The organism is Thioclava litoralis (assembly GCF_045278885.1).
GTDB lineage: Bacteria > Pseudomonadota > Alphaproteobacteria > Rhodobacterales > Rhodobacteraceae > Thioclava > Thioclava litoralis.
In genome coordinates this window covers 342,039-358,152 of the sequence record NZ_CP135445.1, presented here as the reverse complement: position 1 = coordinate 358,152, position 16,114 = coordinate 342,039, and the positions used below count along the sequence as shown (strand labels likewise).

Here is a 16,114-nt window from a genome sequence, read left to right as displayed (position 1 = left end):
GTGAACAGAACGCCCCGCAGCGCTTGCCCGAACCCTTTCCGGAACGAATGCTCGGTTCATACGAGCGCGGGGTTGCCCCGCCGTCCAGAGGAGGAAAGCATGCATATTCCGGACCCAGTTCTGACCCCGCCTTTCAATATCACCCGCTCAAGCCATGTGGTGCTGAGCGTGCGTGACCTCGAGGCCAGCCGGACATTCTACACCGATCTGGTGGGGCTGGTGGTCAGTGATGCCGATAGCGAAACGGTCTGGCTGCGCGGGCGCGAGGAGAACGCGCATCATTCGCTGGTGCTGCGCAAGGGCGAGACCCCGAACTGTCAGCGGCTCGGGTTCCGCGTGCAGACCGAAGACGACATCCACAAGGCCGAAGCCTATTTCAACAGCATCGGCACCGAGGCAAAGCTGGTCGATGTGCCGTATCAGGGCAAGACATTGCAGTTTCGCGATGCGATCGGGATGCCCGTCGAGCTGACCGCCTCCATGCCGATCCGCGAGCGCATGTTTATGGCCTATGACCAGTATCGCGGGGCGTCCGCGCAGCGCATCGACCATTGGCAGATTCAGGCACAGGATGTGCGGAAGGCGTTCGACTTCTGGCACCCTCTGGGCTTCCGGACCTCGGAATATACCTATTCGGACGGGGCGCAGGGGCAGGTGGACCTGTGGGGGGTCTGGATGCAGCGCAAGGGTAATCCGCATGATCAGGTTTTCACCAACGGGCCGGGGCCGCGCCTGCACCATTTCGCCTATCTGCTGCGCGATACCGCCGATCTGATGCATGCCTGTGATGTGGCGGGGGCCTTGGGGCTGGGCCGCAGACTGGAGCGCGGCCCGGGCCGTCACGGGATTTCCGGCGCGATGTTCTTGTATTTCCGCGATCCTGACGGCCACCGCATCGAATTGTTCAACACCCATTACCAGCATATCGATCTGGAACCGCCTGTGGCATGGAGCCTCGATAACCCCAAACGGGCCGATCAATGGGGCATGCCCGCACGGGCGAAATGGTTCAACGAGGCGACCGTTTTTGAAGGTGCGGCGCCGGTCGAGCCGGATCTGTCGGTCGAAGCTCCGACACTCGAGCGTTTTCTGGAACTGACCAGCTAGGGCCCTGTCCTGCCTGACCCGTTTCATGGACATGACCGCCGGAGCCCGAGGCTCCGGCGGTCGGCGATGTGAAGGGCGGATATTCGGCCTAGAGGGATTTGGCCATATGGGCATGGATCGAATTGGTCTTCCATGACCCTTCGGGATCGGCCTGATCGACATAGAAGGTGATGCCCAGACCACGCCGCGCACTTTCGGCCTCGAAATGGGCGACGACAATCTCGTAGGCCTTGGAAAAGAAGGCCTTGCGGATATCGGCGGGGCGGCCTGCGCCGATCCGGCACATCACGTTGACAAACGCATGTTCGGGATTGCCATCGGCAATCACATAGCGCGTCACCGGCCAGGCCCGCACCCGCACGCCACCTGTGGGGAAGACCTCCGGCGCGGTGCGGAAATGCGCGGCGATCTTGTGCAGGAGCGCGTCGATCTGGCCGCTTTCTTCGAGATTGCTGGAATATTCGATAATGCAATGCGGCATGGCTATGTCCTGACTTGCCAGAGAAAAGGGTAGGGTTTTCGTAGTCTTGCGCGGCGCGGCGGGAGATCAATCCCTGCGCGCGGTTGTGTTCATCATGTGGAGCCTCTTCGTGTGAGCGCCGCCGATTTCGCCTGCGGTTTCGCAATGTGAACAAAACCTGTCGTCCTGCTTGCCCCCATCGCCCTGCCACGGGCCAATGGGCGCACCCCGAACCACAGGAGCCGCCCGATGACCGCCAGAGATCTTGCCTATAGCCTTGCCGGAACCACCATGTCGGGCCGGTTTGTCTGCGGGGACAGCCCCTTGCCCCGACCGGCGCTGCTACTGGTGCACGGCGCCCACGGTCTGGACCGGTTCATGCTGGACACCGCTGTGAGGCTGGCAGATCTGGGCTTTGCCGTGCTGGCGGTGGATCTGTGGGGCGGGCGGGCCCTGCCGGAGGGGCCGCAGCAGATCGAGGCCCGCATCGGAGCCTGCCTTGCCGATCGGGCCGCATGGATGGCGCGGCTGGAGGCGGCCCGTCAGGCGCTGGCGGCCCAGCCGGAGGCCGATGCCACGCGGATCGGGATGTTGGGATATTGTTTCGGCGGCAGTAGCGCGCTGGAATTCATCCGCACGGGCGGGGCTGTGCGCTGTGTGGCAAGCTTCCATGCAGGGCTGGATCTGGTCGCGAATGACTGGTCTGCGGCCTCGGCGGGGCGTGTCCTGCTGTGCACCGGCAGCGATGACCCGATGGCGCAGAGCACGGACCTGCAGCGTCTGACGGCGGCCATGTCGGCGGCGGCGGTCCCGTGGGAGGCCGATATCTATGGCGGGGCGCGTCATGCCTTCACCGAACCCGATGCCCCCGGTCGTCCGCCCTTTGCCAGATACGATGCCTATGCCGACCAGCGTTCATGGGCGGCGATGGCGGATTTCTTCACTCATTGTCTCGCTTGAGGATAGCTATATGGAACTTGGATTACAGGGCCGCAGCGCGTTTGTATGCGCCTCGTCACAGGGGTTGGGGCTGGCCTGTGCCACCGCCCTCGCGCGCGAGGGGGCGCGGGTGACGATCAATGGTCGCACCGAAGGCAAATTGCAGCGCGCGGTCGCGACGCTGCAGGCCGCGCATCCCGATGCGGTGGTGGGGTATATCGTTGCCGATCTGAACAGCGCGCAGGGCCGCGAAACCATCCTGAAGACCCTGCCCGAGGTCGATATTCTGGTGACCAATAACGAAGGCCCGAAACCCGGCGGTCTGGAGGAGTGGACCGAGGAGGCACTTCTGGGCGCGATGGAGATGAATATGATCCCTGCCGTGCAGCTGATGCGGCAGTATATTCCCGGGATGCGGGCGCGCAAATTCGGGCGGATCGTCAATATCACTTCGGCGATGGTCAAAAGCCCGCGCTATTTCATGGGGCTGTCAACAGCGGCCCGCACCGCGCTGACAGCGATTTCGAAGGCCATCGCGCGCGAGGTGGTGGCGGATAACGTCACCATCAACAACCTGATGCCGGAAAAGATCGACACCCCGCGGCAGGACGCGGTGGCGGCGCATTTTGCCAAGACCGAGGGGCTGACCCGTGACGAGGTGCGCGCCCGCACGATTGCGACCATTGCCGCCAAGCGCTTCGGGCAGGCCAGCGAATTCGGTGATGCCTGCGCCTTCCTGTGTTCGGCGCAGGCGGGCTATATCTCGGGGCAGAACCTGCAACTGGATGGCGGCACGTATGAGGGGCTGATCTGATGGCGCGGCTGTCTCATGACACCGCGCTCGCGCAGGCCCTTCTGGCGTTCGAGGCGCGGCGCTGTAACGCGCTGGTGTCGGCGGATGCGGCCGAATTGCACGCGCTTTTGCATCCCGATCTGGTGCATGTGCATTCAACGGGGATGGTGCATGACAAGGCCGCGTTCATGGCGCATGTCGCGCGTATGGGCGGCTTTGTCGAGATCGAGCGGGGCGAGATCGAGCTGCGCCAGACAGGAACGGATGCGGCGGCGGGGGCCATTATCAGCGGCCCGACCCGCAATCGCGTCCGGCGTCTTGATACAGGGAAAACCGTTGATCTGATTGGCTTTAGTACGGTTGTCGCGACCCTCGGGGAGGAGGGGTGGCAAGTGCTTTTGTCGCAGCTCACCTTGACGGGCTAGGCCCGATATCCAGCCGCGTTCCGCAATATGAAATATCTCAGAAGTAACATTGGCGGAAGGCGCAAGGGCACGACAGACTACCTTTAGAGGGCGCCGCAAGCGCAGAGAGGACTGCCGGTCGGGAGAGATCCGGACCAAGCTTGCACCGCCCGTCTTCATCTTGGGAGGGGACTTTATGTCGACTGTGATCACGTCGCCGTTCGGGCGCGTTCTGATCGTCTACGGGCTTGGTGTAGCTGCCGCGATGTGCGTCAGCGAAGCTGTGACCGAACTGGGAAAGATTGCACAGGAATTCCATCCGGGCTCGCATTCGACAATCGGTTTCATCATGTCGATGCCGTCGCTTGTCGTGGCCCTTGGGGCATTGCTGGCGGGCTATCTGGTGGACCGTCTGGGAGACCGCCGCGTGCTGTATGCCGGTGTGGTCGTGATGATCCTTGGCGATGCCTGCGCGATTGCGGTGCCGTCGCTGGGACTTTTGCTGGCGGCCCGTGCGCTGACCGGTGTGGGATATGTCCTGACGGCGGTCGCCGCGATCACCGCGCTGATCCGCCTGACCAAGGGCCACCAGCGGACGATGGCGCTGGCGCTCTGGTCGACATTCGTGCCGATGAGTTTCCTGCTGCCGTTCCTGTCGGCAGGGCTGGCCGCCGAACTGGGCACCTGGCGCGCGGCTTTCGGCTTCCATATCGCGCTGATGCTGGGGCTTCTGGTGCTGGCGGTGCTGGCAATCCCGCGCCGCACCGAGGGCGAACGCGCTGTGCGCAGCCGTGGTGTCGGCAAGGTGCTGCGCGCACCGATGGTCTATCTGCTGGGGATTTCCTTCGCAGGGGACTCCTTCCTGCAAACCGGTGTTCTGGCCACGCTCGGCCATTATCTGGCGGCGAAATACAATCAGCCGGAAGTGGCGGTGGCGCACTGGAATGCGGTCTCGATGGTGGTCAATGCGCTGGCCTGCCTCAGCGTGGGCCTGCTGCTCCGGCGGGGCGTGTCCAGCCGCGCGGTGACCACGCTCGGCATCCTGATCACCGGCATTCCGGGGGCGCTGCTATACGGCACGGATCTGGGCTTCATGAATTCCATCTATGCGGTCTGGGGGCTGATGTTCGGCTCGGGGCTGCTGGTCGGGATGTGGACGCTGGTTCCCTATACCGCGCCGTCTCCTGAAACCAACGGTGCCACCAGCGGCCTTGTGACCCAGTTCACCCTGCTTGGTGTGTTGCTTGGCCCGCCGGCCTATTTCGCCGCACAGGCCGCAGGGGCCGGCGTCACGGTGGCCGTCTTCCTTGGTGCGCTGGTTGTCTGTGCACTGCGCTATCCGGTCTGCCGTCTGGCCGATCACGCTCCGAAGACCTCTGCGGCCCGTGCCGTTGTCGTCGAAGCCACTCATTGAACGCTTGGTCACCGCACCAAGCCCCCGAAAGGAGAACCCTATGCTTGATATCGCCATCATCGGCGCAGGCCCCGGCGGCCTTGCCACAGCCCTCCGCCTTGAACAGAAAGGCTTCCGTCCGAAAATCTACGAGGCCGTGCCCGATCTGCAACCGCTCGGCGTAGGCGTCGACATCAAGGTCTATGGCACCAAGGAACTGACCGAGATGGGACTTCTGGAACGGTTTCAGGAGATCTCGGTCGAGGCGACGGAATCGATTTTCTATACCGGCCACGGTCAGGAGATCTTCGGCGAGAAATGCGGCAAGCATATCGGCTATGATCACGAACAACGCTTCGTCCATCGCGGGACGCTGCAGTTTCTGCTGCGCGAGGCGGTGATCGAACGTCTGGGCCCCGATGCGATTGTCTATGGCGCGAGGTTGCAGACCTTCGAGCAGGACGAGACCGGCGTCACGCTGCATTTCGCCGAGGCCGAAGGGGTGCCGCAGACCGTACGTGCCGATGTCATGCTGGGGATTGACGGGATCCATTCGGCGGTGCGCAAGCAGCTTTTGCCCGCCTCCACCCGCACCCATTATTCCGGCATCGCGATGTATCGCGGGGTGACGGTGATGCCCGCCTATCGCGATGGCGGCACGATCTTGCATATCGGGGACCCGATCCGGCAGGGCAGCCTGATTGTCTATCCGATCCGCAACGATGTGGATGGCCAGGGCAATGTGCTGGTCAACTGGGTCTGCGAACAGCGCGGCAAGCCCAAAGGGGTCGAGGATTGGTCGGTGCGCGTCAGCCCCGACGAGATCGCCCATGTGTTCGATGACGTGAAGCTGGATTTCTTGGATGTGGGCAAAATGATCCGCGAGGCCCGCGAGATCTATATCTACCCGCTGATCGACAATGATCCGCTGGAGCAATGGTCCTTCGGGCGGGTGTCTCTGGTGGGGGATGCAGCCCACGCCATGTATCCGCGCGGCGGCAACGGGGTCTGTCAGGCGCTGGTCGATGCCCGCGTCATTTCCGAGAAACTGCACGAGATCGACGATCCGGTTGCGGCCCTTCAGGCCTATCAGGACGCCCGTCTGGAGGGGGTCAACCGTCTGGTCATCGCCAATCGCGGCGAAGGCCCCGAGGTGATCCGCCGGCTGGTGGAAGAGAAATCCGGCGGGCAGCCCTTCGACGATATCGACACGGTCATTCCCCGTGCCGAAGTCGAGGCGCTGTTCATGGAATACCACCGCATGGCCGGGATGAAACGTCCCGACGATGCCCAAAAGGCCGCGTTCAAGGCCGTCTTCACCGAAGAAACCATGAAGAAAACGGCATTTGCCGAAGACATCCGCTGAGTGAGTAGGAAAGAGAGACTGAAAATGGTTACGAAACCGCGCGTCATTGACGCAAATATGCACTGGCTCCCCGATACGCTGTTTACCGATGACGACCTGCGCGAGAAAATGATGCGCTGTATCCCGCGGCAGAACAATATCCACGTCAAGATGGTGCCGATCGAGGGCAAGAACCTCAACCAGATCATCATTGAAGAGCCGAAGGGCTTTGTGAATATCAACTACGCCGAAGGGCAGTATAATATCGAAAGCCAGCTTGAGGATATGGACCGCGCGGGGATCGACCATGCCGTGTTCCGTATTCCGGTCTGGCAGGAGTGGCTGGATCTGGAATGCTCCAAGCGCATCAATGACGGTCTGGCCGAATATGTCAGCCGTTCGAACGGGCGGTTCACCGCGCTGGCGGTCTGCCCGCCTTGGGGCGACAAGACCATGATCGACGAGGTCGAGCGCTGCATCGACCAGCTCGGCTTCAAGGGCGTGCAGCTTGCCTGCAAATACGGCGACATCTATCTGGATGACGAGGCCTTCTACCCCTATTTCGAATTCCTCAACGACCGGAAGATCCCCGCCGTTGTCCACCATACACCGCTGCCGGTGGATTATGACTCGATCCTGTCATTCAACAACCAGCGTCGCCAATATGGCCGTTGCATCGCGCAGGGCACGGCGGTCGGGCGTGAATTGTTCTCGGGGCTGTTCGATCGTTTCCCGAACCTGCGGCTGAGCCATTCGATGCTGGGCGGCGGCTTCTTTGCCTTCGTCGATATGTTGGTGCCCAAGCCCAAACATGCCTATGGCGATGCGGTGGACCGCTTCGACACCGGCAATTCCAACCTGCGCGAAAAGCTCAGGAACAACCTGTTCTTCGATATTTCCGGCCCGCCGCAATGGGGCAAGAAACAGCTTGAATGCGCGGTCGAGGTGCTGGGCGAGGACAATATCCTTTACGGTGCCTCCTATCCGATCCGTAAGGACTGGTTCTTTGACGGTGTGCCAACGGTCGAAGCGCTCGATATTTCGGACAGCGCGAAAGAGAAGATCTTCTCGAAAAATGCCGAGACGCTGTTCGGGCTGTAAGCCCGCAGGTTCGGGTGGCCGGAGCTTGTCCGGCCGCCCTTTGTGAAAAACGATGTAGAACAAGGCGATATCAATGAAACTTGCCCGCTTCACCGAAGCGTCGCGCACCCGGATCGGCAAGGTGCTTGGCGACGAGATCTTGGATCTGACCCCTGTGCTGGGCGAAGGGGCCTCGATGCGCCGCGTGCTGGCCGATCTCGATGCCCTGCGCCCCGCTCTGGAGGCGCTGGAAGGGCCGCGTTATGCGCTGGCCGATATCCGGCTGGAAGTTCCGGTGCCGGACCCGCAGAAATTCATGGCGATCGGCATGAATTATGCCAAACATGCCCAAGAGGCCGCAAAGGCCGGTATCCCGACCCCGACCAGCCAGTTCTGGTTCAACAAGCAGGTCTCGTGCCTGAATGCGCCCTTTGATCCGGTGGTCAAGCCGGACGCCTCGGAGAAGGTCGATTACGAAATCGAACTGGGCGTGGTGATCGGGAAGGCCTGCCGTCATGTCGCGCGCGCGGATGCGCGGTCGGTGATTGCGGGATATGTGATCGTCAATGATGTTTCCGCGCGGGACTGGCTGCCCAAATCGCCCACCTTCACCTTGGGCAAATCCTTTGACACGCATGGGCCGGTGGGGCCGTGGATCACGACCGATGACGAGATCCCCGATCCTTTGGATCTGGCCATGAAACTGTGGGTCAATGGCGAATTGCGCCAGAATGACCGGACCAGCGATATGATCTACGACATCTATGACCAGATTGCCTATCTGAGCACGGTTATGACGCTGCAGCCGGGTGATATTCTGGCCAGCGGAACGCCCAGCGGCATCGGTGCGCCCAGCGGGCGGTTCCTGCAACCGGGCGACCGGATGGAGTTGGAGATCGAGCGGTTGGGCCGGATTGCGGCGGAGGTCATCGCAGAGACGGCCTGACCGAAAGGCGCTCGGTATTTGGCCGGAGGCTTGTGGCACCCGTGCTGCGGCGTCCGGTCAATGGCGGCACCTTGGCCCGAGGTTGCCGCCACCCTGTTATGCCGGATCGGCGAGGGCGAAACCCTGCTATGGCCCCTCCCGAGACCGGCGCAGTGCTTTGTGCCGCGGGATTTGCCTCTCCCATGTGGCACAGGTTCAGGGGCGGGTGGCCTTTACGCTTCTGGACGGGGGGCGCATGATCGCATAAGCCAAGGGGGCATCCTGCGATTTGCGGCCCTTCTCGGCGCGTCGGGCCGGTCCCGCAGATCGGCTGGTGCCCGCAAAGACGTTTCGATTGGAACGCTCCGGCGGCTCTCGCCGGACGGGGTACGCGGAACGTCCTGCGGTCAGGCAATAAGAAAAGACGATGAGGCAAATCAATGCGTGGTCACACCTTTCTCAAAGTAATGGCGCTTGCGCTGCTGGCAGGCTGCACCGGCATGGGGTCGGGGGGTGTTGTGGTTAAAGGAGCAGGGCCGGACGAGCTTTTGAAGCTGCGTGCGGGGCCGGGCCTTGGCTACAATATCATCATGGGCCTGCCCAATGGCACCCAGTTGAAAAAGCATGAATGCGTCACCGAGGTCGGGCAGCTCTGGTGCCATGTCTCGCTGGTGAATGCGCCGCAAGTCATGGGCTATGTCTCTGCCGATTATCTGGCGATCCGCTGATCCGGCCCCGCCGCCATAGGCCGGAGCGGTGTCTCCGGCCCGAGCGGGCGGCTGAGACGGCATGGGTGCGCGCGAACGGTGCGCGATCAGCCCAGAAAAAGCGGCAGGAAATCCGATAAGGTGGCCGATTGTTCCCGATCGCTGCGCCAGATTGCATGGATCGGCGTGCTGTAGCGGAAAAGTTCCGGCAGCAGTTCGTGGCTGCGCCCGTGCAGATGCCGCTGGCAGTGAACGGGCAGGAACCCGATATAGATCCCGCTTTGGATCAGCCCCATCACCGCCTCGGTCTGATAGGCGGTGCTGCCTTGCGGAAAGGCCAGTTTGCGCTGACGCAGCAGATCGCTTTCGAAATAGCCGCGATAGACCAGTGCATGTGCGCGGATCTCGCGCTCTGACAGCGGCGCGCCCCGATCCAGCGCCTGCGCCAGCGGATGGTCCCCGCCGCAAAATAGCCCCACCGGTTCATCGTAAAGCGGGTGGCATTGCAGCCCCGGTGTCCGGTGGTAATCCGGCACGACCCCAAGATGCAGGCGGCCATCCAGCACCCCGCGCTCGATTTCGGCGGGTGTGCCGACCGTGATATTCACGGTCAGGCCGGGCGCATCGGCGCGACAGGTCTTGATGGCCCCAAGCAGCGGATTGGCCTCGTCGGTCAGCGCAAAATCCATCAGGCCGATTTCCAGCCGTCCCACCAGACGGTTTCCCATCGCGGCGATATTGGCGCTGAAGTCATCGGCGGATTTCAGGAAGCGGTCCACATAGTCCAGCACCTGCCGCCCCGCCTGTGTCAGGCTGAACCCCGCCCGTCCCCGATGGCACAGCCGCAACCCAAGCCGCGTTTCCAGATCCGCGATCTGGCGCGAGATCGTCGAGCGCCCGACCCCTAGTTCGGTCTGGGCTGCCGACAGGCCGCCACATTCGATCACCGTGCGGAAGACGCGCATCAGCCGGATGTCGACATCACTGATCTGCCCCGAAAAGACCTTGCGTCGCCGTGCCATGAGTTCTCCTGCGCAATGACGTGCATGAATATGCAACTTATGTTTGATTCTTGCAAGTTTAAGAAACTTTTGCCGCCGCTAGGATAGGCCGCATAAAGACAGTTTGCCGGAATGGACCCATGTGGAATGACGAAAAACTTGCAAAGCTGCGCCAGCAGTTCTGCAATACGAATGGCGGCGAGATGGTCGATCCGGATTTCCGCCGGATTGCGGCGCAAATCTTTGATCCGCAGGGGCGCCGCACCGCGCCCTATGCCGGCCTGCCGACCTTGCTGGATGCCCCCGCACGGGCGGATGGAAGCGCCGAGGGGCTTCAGGTCGCGCTTTACGGGATGCCGATGGATCTGGGCGTGACCAATCGCAATGGCGCACGTTTCGGTCCGCGCGCGCTGCGCGCGATCGAGCGGATAGGCCCCTATAACGATGCGCTGGTCTGCGCGCCCGTGCATGAGATGGCGGTGGCCGATATCGGGGATGTGCCCTTCCGCAGCCGCTTCGACCTGACGCGGAGCCATGAGGATATCGAGGCATTCGTGGCGGGGATTGTCGCGTCGGGGGCCTTGCCGCTGGGGGTCGGGGGGGATCACTCGGTCAGCCTGCCGGTCTTGCGGGCCATCGGGCGGGAACGCCCTGTGGGGATGATCCATATCGATGCGCATTGCGATACGGGCGGGGCCTATGAGGGCGAGAAGTTCCATCATGGCGGCCCGTTCCGCAATGCCGTCCTGGAAGGGGTTCTGGACCCGGAGCGGACCATCCAGATCGGTATTCGCGGGGCGGCGGGATATATCTGGGAATTCTCGACCCTGTCGGGCATGACGGTCATTCCCGCACAGGAAATCACCGAGGCATCGCTACCCGACATCATCGCCCGTGCCCGTGCGGTGATCGGCACCGGCCCGACTTATCTGAGTTTCGACATCGACAGTCTCGATCCGGCATTCGCCCCCGGAACAGGGACGCCGGAGGTTGGTGGCCTGACCCCGCGCGAAGTGCTGCGTCTGCTGCGGGGCCTCAAGGGGGCCAATATCGTCGGTGCGGATGTCGTCGAGGTGGCTCCGGCCTATGACAGCACCACGAATACCGCGCAGAACGCGGCCCAGATGCTGTTCGAGATCCTCAGCCTCATGCAGTTTTCTCCGTCACTTCCCAAAGGATAATCATGTTTCCTCCGATTACACGTCTTGAGCCCGGCCCCCGCATGAGCGAGGCCGTCATTTACAACGGTCTGGTCTGGCTGGCGGGGCAGGTGGGCGAAGGGGCCACAGTGGCCGCCCAGACCGCTGATATGCTGGCCCGTGTCGAGACCCTGCTCGGGCAGTCGGGCAGCTCGAAATCCCGCATTCTGTCAGCCCAGATCTGGTTGGCGGATATGGCCGATTTTGCCGATATGAATGCGGTCTGGGATGCTTGGATCGACCCCGAGCATCCGCCCGCACGCGCCTGCGCCGAGGCACGACTGGCGACAGAGGAGTATCGCGTCGAGATCCTGATCCTTGCGGCGCAGGGCGACGATGCGGCGGCATAACCGCGAAGCGATAGTGTGAAGACACGCAACAGCCGCAAGATGACTTGCGGCTGTTGTCCTGATGGCGCGCGCCGCCATCGCCTGGACTTGGAACGCCCGAAGCATAAGAAAGCGTCGCGCTCCGGCGGTGCCATCCCGCAGCGCGCGTCGGGGATGGGCGCATGGGCAGTTTTTGCGCATTTTGCAACCAAGGAGGGAAATGCCGTTCCGGAAATATCGCATTTGGGTATGGAAGGGCATGGGCAAGCCGTGGCAGAATGGTTAATGTCGGGGCTGTTATTTGTGCTCCCGAGCATATTGTTGAACTCTTCCCGCCCACGTTGTCCATTTTAACGGATCCCACAGGTTTCATGGCCCATCTTGACACGACTTCTTCGCTTGCGATCCGTTTGGCGCGGGTGCTCTGTATCACCCTGATGATCGGGATCCATTTCGCACCGGGGATCAATACGCTTCTTGCCCTGCCGCTGACGCGGCTCGAGCATGGGCTGATCTGGTTGGTGCTGGATGAATTCGGCCGTGCCAGCGTGCCGCTGCTCAGTATCGTTTCGGGGTTTCTGGTCACGCAGGCGATGTCCTCGGGCCGCGCCCGCACCAAGATCCTGCGTTCCAAACTGGCGCGGCTGGGCATTCCGCTGCTGTTCTGGTGTTCTGTCAGTTTCGTCCTGCTTCTGGCCTATAGCCCTGCGGCTTTACAAGCGGCTCTGGCACAGACAGACTGGCTGCAACGCATCAGCTGGTTCACCGCCCTGACCGAGATGCCCGCCAATACACCCTTGTATTTCCTGCGCGATCTTCTGGTCTGCAATGTTGTCTTGCTGGCGCTTTGGCCCTTGGGCAAACATGCGCCGGCCTTGCTTCTGGGGGTGCTTCTGGCGGTCTACGTGGCCGCATGGGGAGTGAATAACCTGCATCTGCCGATGCTGCCGATCTTCATCAAATCCCGCATCTTCATTTTCTTTCTCTTTGGCGTCGCGATCTCGCTATTTGCCAAGGCCCCGCCGCGTCCTGCATTCTGGCTGATCGGGATCGTCTATGCGGCACATCTTCTGGATCTGTGGACGGGGCGCAGCTATCTGCCGCAAACCCTGAGCGACATTCTGCACCGTCTGGCGATTTCGATGCTGATGTGGCGGGTCTGCCTATCGCTGGCCACGAAACCTGCCGTGTCGCATCTGCTGGGACGGTGCGAGCCTTACATGTTCTTCATGTTCTGCTCGCATTGGATCGTGACGATCCTTTATATGCGACTTCTCGACCATCTCGGGATCACCGATAATGACCGTGTGTTCCTGTTCCTATTCTTGCTGAATTATCCGCTGTCTTTTGTGACCGCATGGCTGCTGCAACATATGGCACGGCATGTGCCGGTGGCACGGCTTCTGATGACGGGCAAGGGGCCCTCCAGACATCGCCCGACCGTTCTGGCACATACCGCCCCCGCCTCTGGCACGTCCGAACAGGAGCTTCCCTCGCGCTGACGTGGCGGCACACGCGGCCTGTCCCGTTCGTCGGGGAGCGCGCAGGTGATTCAACTTATGGTTTTGTGGTGGGGGCTGTCATTCGGGCACTGCCCGCCTGTTGGGCATCACGCGGCGGATCTTGGCGCATCGGGGCCGTTCTATAAGCAAAACGGCACCGAAAGCGGCTGCAAACCCCGCAAATACCATTTTACCCTACGGTTTTTTCATCCTCTTTCGGGCGAGTGCTCTTGGCATTTCTCGCAAGGTGGGGTTTCTTGGCCAAAAGCCTGAGTTTATCCAAGGACTTTCTCATGACTGTCTTTTCCCGTCAAAAGATCACTCCCGTTATTCTAGCGGGAGGGTCGGGGACGCGGCTGTGGCCGCTATCACGTAAATCCTACCCCAAGCAATTCGTGCCACTGGTCGGGGAAGAAACCCTGTTCCAGTCTTCCGCAAAGCGGATGGTCGGTGCGGTCGGGACTATGGATTTCGCAGCGCCCGTGGTGCTGACCAATTCCGATTTCCGTTTTATCGTGACCGAGCAGCTTGCCGAGGCAGGCATTGATCCGGGCGCGATCATGATCGAGCCCGAGGGGCGCAATACCGCCCCCGCCGTGCTGGCGGCGGCGCTTCATGCGCAGGCCAAGGACCCGCAGGCGATCCTGCTGGTCTCGCCCTCCGATCACGTCATCCCCGACGGGGACAGCTTCCGCGCCGCCGTCGAGGCGGGGCTTGCGGCGGTTGCGCAGGGCAATCTGGTGACCTTCGGCATCACGCCCGACCGCCCCGAAACCGGCTATGGGTATCTGGAGCTGACCGGCACGCCATCCGGCACCGATCCTGTCGCGCTCAAGCGCTTTGTCGAAAAGCCCGATGCCGCCCGCGCCGCCGAGATGCTGGCCGCAGGCACCTATCTGTGGAATGCGGGCATCTTCCTGTTCCGCGCGGCGGATATCATTGCCGCTTTCGAAACCCATGCCCCCGATCTGATCCCGCCGGTACAGGCGTCGGTGACCGAGGCGCAGCCCGATCTGGGCTTCCTGCGGCTGGACCCGACCGCTTGGGCGGGGGCCAAGGATATTTCCATCGACTATGCGGTGATGGAAAAAGCCGGAAACCTATCGGTCGTGCCGTTCTCGGCGGGCTGGTCGGATCTGGGCGGCTGGGATGCCGTCTGGCGCGAAGGGGCGCGCGACGAGAACGGGGTCGGGCTCTCGGGGGCGGCCACCGCGATCGACTGCGAGGACAGCTTGCTGCGTTCCGATAGCGACCGTCTGGAAGTCGTGGGCATCGGCCTGAAGAACATCATGGCGGTCGCGATGAATGACGCCGTGCTGGTGGCCGATATGAGCTGCGCGCAGGATGTGAAAAAGGCGGTGGATGCGCTCAAGGCCAAGAAATCGCAGCAGGCGACGCATTTCCCGAAAGACCATCGCCCGTGGGGCTGGTTCGAAAGCCTTGTGGTGGGTGCGCGTTTTCAGGTGAAGCGTATCCATGTCCATCCGGGGGCGGCGCTCAGCCTGCAAAGCCATTTCCACCGCTCCGAGCACTGGATCGTGGTCGAAGGCACCGCGCGGGTGACGATTGATGACGAAGTGACCCTCGTCACCGAGAACCAGTCGGTCTATATCCCCTTGGGATCGGTGCACCGTATGGAAAACCCGGGCAAGGTGCCGATGGTGTTGATCGAGGTGCAGACCGGCTCGTATGTCGGCGAGGATGATATTGTGCGCTACGAGGATATTTATTCCCGCGGGCAGGGTGAAAAAGGATAATCCGGATGAAAATTGTTGTTGCTGGCCTTGGGTATGTAGGCCTGTCGAATGCTGTGCTTCTGGCGCAGAACAACGCGGTGGTGGCAGTCGATGTGGATGCCCGCCGCGTGGAGATGGTCAATAACAAGAAATCCCCGATCGAGGATCGCGAGCTGGAAGACTATCTGGCCAACAAGGATCTGGATCTGGTGGCCACGACCGAGGCAGGTCCGGCCTATGAGGGGGCGGATTATGTGATCATCGCGACGCCCACCAATTATGACACCAAGTCGAACTATTTCGATACCTCTTCGGTGAATTCGGTGATCAAGCAGGTGATCGCGGTCAACAAGACGGCGACCATCGTGGTGAAATCCACGATTCCGGTGGGCTATGTGCAGGATATCCGCGAGGAGCTGGACACCCAGCAGGTGATCTTCTCGCCGGAATTCCTGCGGGAGGGCCGCGCGCTTTACGACAATCTCTACCCCTCGCGGATCATCGTGGGCGAAGAGAGCGAGCGCGCCAAGATCTTCGCGGACCTGCTGCTGGGCGGCGCGATCAAGAAGGACGTGCCGGTCATGTTCACCGGTCCGACCGAGGCCGAGGCGATCAAGCTTTTCGCCAATACCTATCTTGCGATGCGCGTGGCCTATTTCAACGAGCTTGACAGCTATGCGATGGCGGGGGGCATGGACAGCCGCCAGATCATCGAAGGCATCGGTCTCGACCCGCGGATCGGCAGCCATTACAACAACCCCTCCTTCGGCTATGGCGGCTATTGCCTGCCGAAAGACACCAAGCAGCTTCTGGCCAATTACAATCAGGTGCCACAGAACCTGATCCGCGCCATCGTGGATGCCAACCGCACGCGCAAGGACTTCCTGTCGGACCAGATCCTGATGCGCGGCCCGAAAGTCGTGGGTATCTACCGTCTGGTGATGAAGGCGGGTTCGGACAATTTCCGCCAGTCCTCGATCCAGGGCATCATGAAGCGGCTGAAGGCCAAGGGCGTCGAGGTCATCGTCTATGAGCCCGTGCTGAACGAGCCCGAGTTCTACCGTTCGCGCGTCGTCAATGATCTGGCGGCCTTCAAACGCGAGGCGGATGTGATCGTGGCCAACCGGATCACGGATGATATCAGCGATGTCGAGGCCAAGATCTTCACGCGCGATCTCTTCCACGCGGATTAAG

16 protein-coding genes are annotated in these 16,114 nt (G+C 61.8%); 14 read left to right on the top strand and 2 right to left on the bottom strand.

Annotated features, from left to right (window positions below; all coding sequences use genetic code 11):
- The first annotated feature begins 99 nt into the window (after positions 1-99).
- Positions 100-1,107: a 3,4-dihydroxyphenylacetate 2,3-dioxygenase gene (gene hpaD / locus RPE78_RS17430; protein WP_330629362.1), complete on the top strand. Its 1,008-nt coding sequence runs from the start codon at positions 100-102 to the stop codon at positions 1,105-1,107.
- Positions 1,108-1,195: 88 nt separating this feature from the next.
- Here hpaD and RPE78_RS17425 read toward each other — a convergent pair whose 3' ends face one another.
- Positions 1,196-1,588, bottom strand: a complete 393-nt coding sequence (locus RPE78_RS17425; protein ID WP_330629361.1) for a hypothetical protein — start codon at positions 1,586-1,588, stop codon at positions 1,196-1,198.
- 228 nt (positions 1,589-1,816) lie between these two features.
- Here RPE78_RS17425 and RPE78_RS17420 point away from each other — a divergent pair, with 228 nt between their 5' ends.
- The 8 genes from RPE78_RS17420 to RPE78_RS17385 all read left to right on the top strand — a co-directional run bounded on the left by RPE78_RS17420 (position 1,817) and on the right by RPE78_RS17385 (position 9,174).
- Complete coding sequence (locus tag RPE78_RS17420; protein WP_330629360.1) at positions 1,817-2,527, top strand: dienelactone hydrolase family protein; 711 nt, start codon at positions 1,817-1,819, stop codon at positions 2,525-2,527.
- Between the two features lie 10 nt (positions 2,528-2,537).
- Positions 2,538-3,320: an SDR family oxidoreductase gene (locus RPE78_RS17415; protein ID WP_330629359.1), complete on the top strand. Its 783-nt coding sequence runs from the start codon at positions 2,538-2,540 to the stop codon at positions 3,318-3,320.
- A complete protein-coding gene (locus tag RPE78_RS17410) occupies positions 3,320-3,724 on the top strand; it encodes a nuclear transport factor 2 family protein (protein ID WP_330629358.1) in 405 nt (134 codons plus the stop codon). The genes RPE78_RS17415 and RPE78_RS17410 overlap by 1 nt, the downstream gene beginning before the upstream one ends.
- Positions 3,725-3,899: 175 nt before the next feature.
- Positions 3,900-5,117 carry an MFS transporter gene (locus RPE78_RS17405; RefSeq protein WP_330629357.1) on the top strand — a complete coding sequence of 406 codons (1,218 nt, stop codon included), beginning with the start codon at positions 3,900-3,902 and terminating at the stop codon, positions 5,115-5,117.
- Between the two features lie 40 nt (positions 5,118-5,157).
- Complete coding sequence (locus RPE78_RS17400; protein WP_330629356.1) at positions 5,158-6,462, top strand: FAD-dependent monooxygenase; 1,305 nt, start codon at positions 5,158-5,160, stop codon at positions 6,460-6,462.
- A gap of 24 nt (positions 6,463-6,486) precedes the next feature.
- Complete coding sequence (locus tag RPE78_RS17395; RefSeq protein WP_339109895.1) at positions 6,487-7,542, top strand: amidohydrolase family protein; 1,056 nt, start codon at positions 6,487-6,489, stop codon at positions 7,540-7,542.
- A 73-nt stretch (positions 7,543-7,615) separates the two neighbouring features.
- Positions 7,616-8,467: a fumarylacetoacetate hydrolase family protein gene (locus RPE78_RS17390; protein WP_330629354.1), complete on the top strand. Its 852-nt coding sequence runs from the start codon at positions 7,616-7,618 to the stop codon at positions 8,465-8,467.
- Between the two features lie 419 nt (positions 8,468-8,886).
- Positions 8,887-9,174: an SH3 domain-containing protein gene (locus RPE78_RS17385; RefSeq protein WP_330629352.1), complete on the top strand. Its 288-nt coding sequence runs from the start codon at positions 8,887-8,889 to the stop codon at positions 9,172-9,174.
- 86 nt (positions 9,175-9,260) lie between these two features.
- On the opposite strand, the gene RPE78_RS17380 is transcribed toward RPE78_RS17385, so the two are convergent.
- Positions 9,261-10,175: a LysR family transcriptional regulator gene (locus tag RPE78_RS17380; protein WP_330629351.1), complete on the bottom strand. Its 915-nt coding sequence runs from the start codon at positions 10,173-10,175 to the stop codon at positions 9,261-9,263.
- A 119-nt stretch (positions 10,176-10,294) separates the two neighbouring features.
- On the opposite strand from RPE78_RS17380, the gene speB reads away from it, so the two are divergent.
- The 5 genes from speB (at position 10,295) to RPE78_RS17355 (ending at position 16,113) form a co-directional block, all read left to right on the top strand.
- Complete coding sequence (gene speB / locus RPE78_RS17375; RefSeq protein ID WP_330629350.1) at positions 10,295-11,335, top strand: agmatinase; 1,041 nt, start codon at positions 10,295-10,297, stop codon at positions 11,333-11,335.
- A 2-nt stretch (positions 11,336-11,337) separates the two neighbouring features.
- Entirely contained in the window at positions 11,338-11,703 is a 366-nt protein-coding gene (locus RPE78_RS17370) for a RidA family protein (protein WP_330629349.1), read from the top strand.
- 350 nt (positions 11,704-12,053) lie between these two features.
- Positions 12,054-13,184, top strand: coding sequence for an acyltransferase (locus tag RPE78_RS17365; protein WP_330629348.1), 1,131 nt, complete (start codon positions 12,054-12,056; stop codon positions 13,182-13,184).
- Positions 13,185-13,477: 293 nt separating this feature from the next.
- Positions 13,478-14,941, top strand: a complete 1,464-nt coding sequence (locus tag RPE78_RS17360; protein WP_330629347.1) for a mannose-1-phosphate guanylyltransferase/mannose-6-phosphate isomerase — start codon at positions 13,478-13,480, stop codon at positions 14,939-14,941.
- Between the two features lie 5 nt (positions 14,942-14,946).
- The gene (locus RPE78_RS17355) at positions 14,947-16,113 is read left to right on the top strand and encodes a nucleotide sugar dehydrogenase (protein ID WP_330629346.1); all 1,167 of its coding nucleotides are present in this window, start codon (positions 14,947-14,949) and stop codon (positions 16,111-16,113) included.
- The last annotated feature ends 1 nt before the right edge of the window (position 16,114 follow it).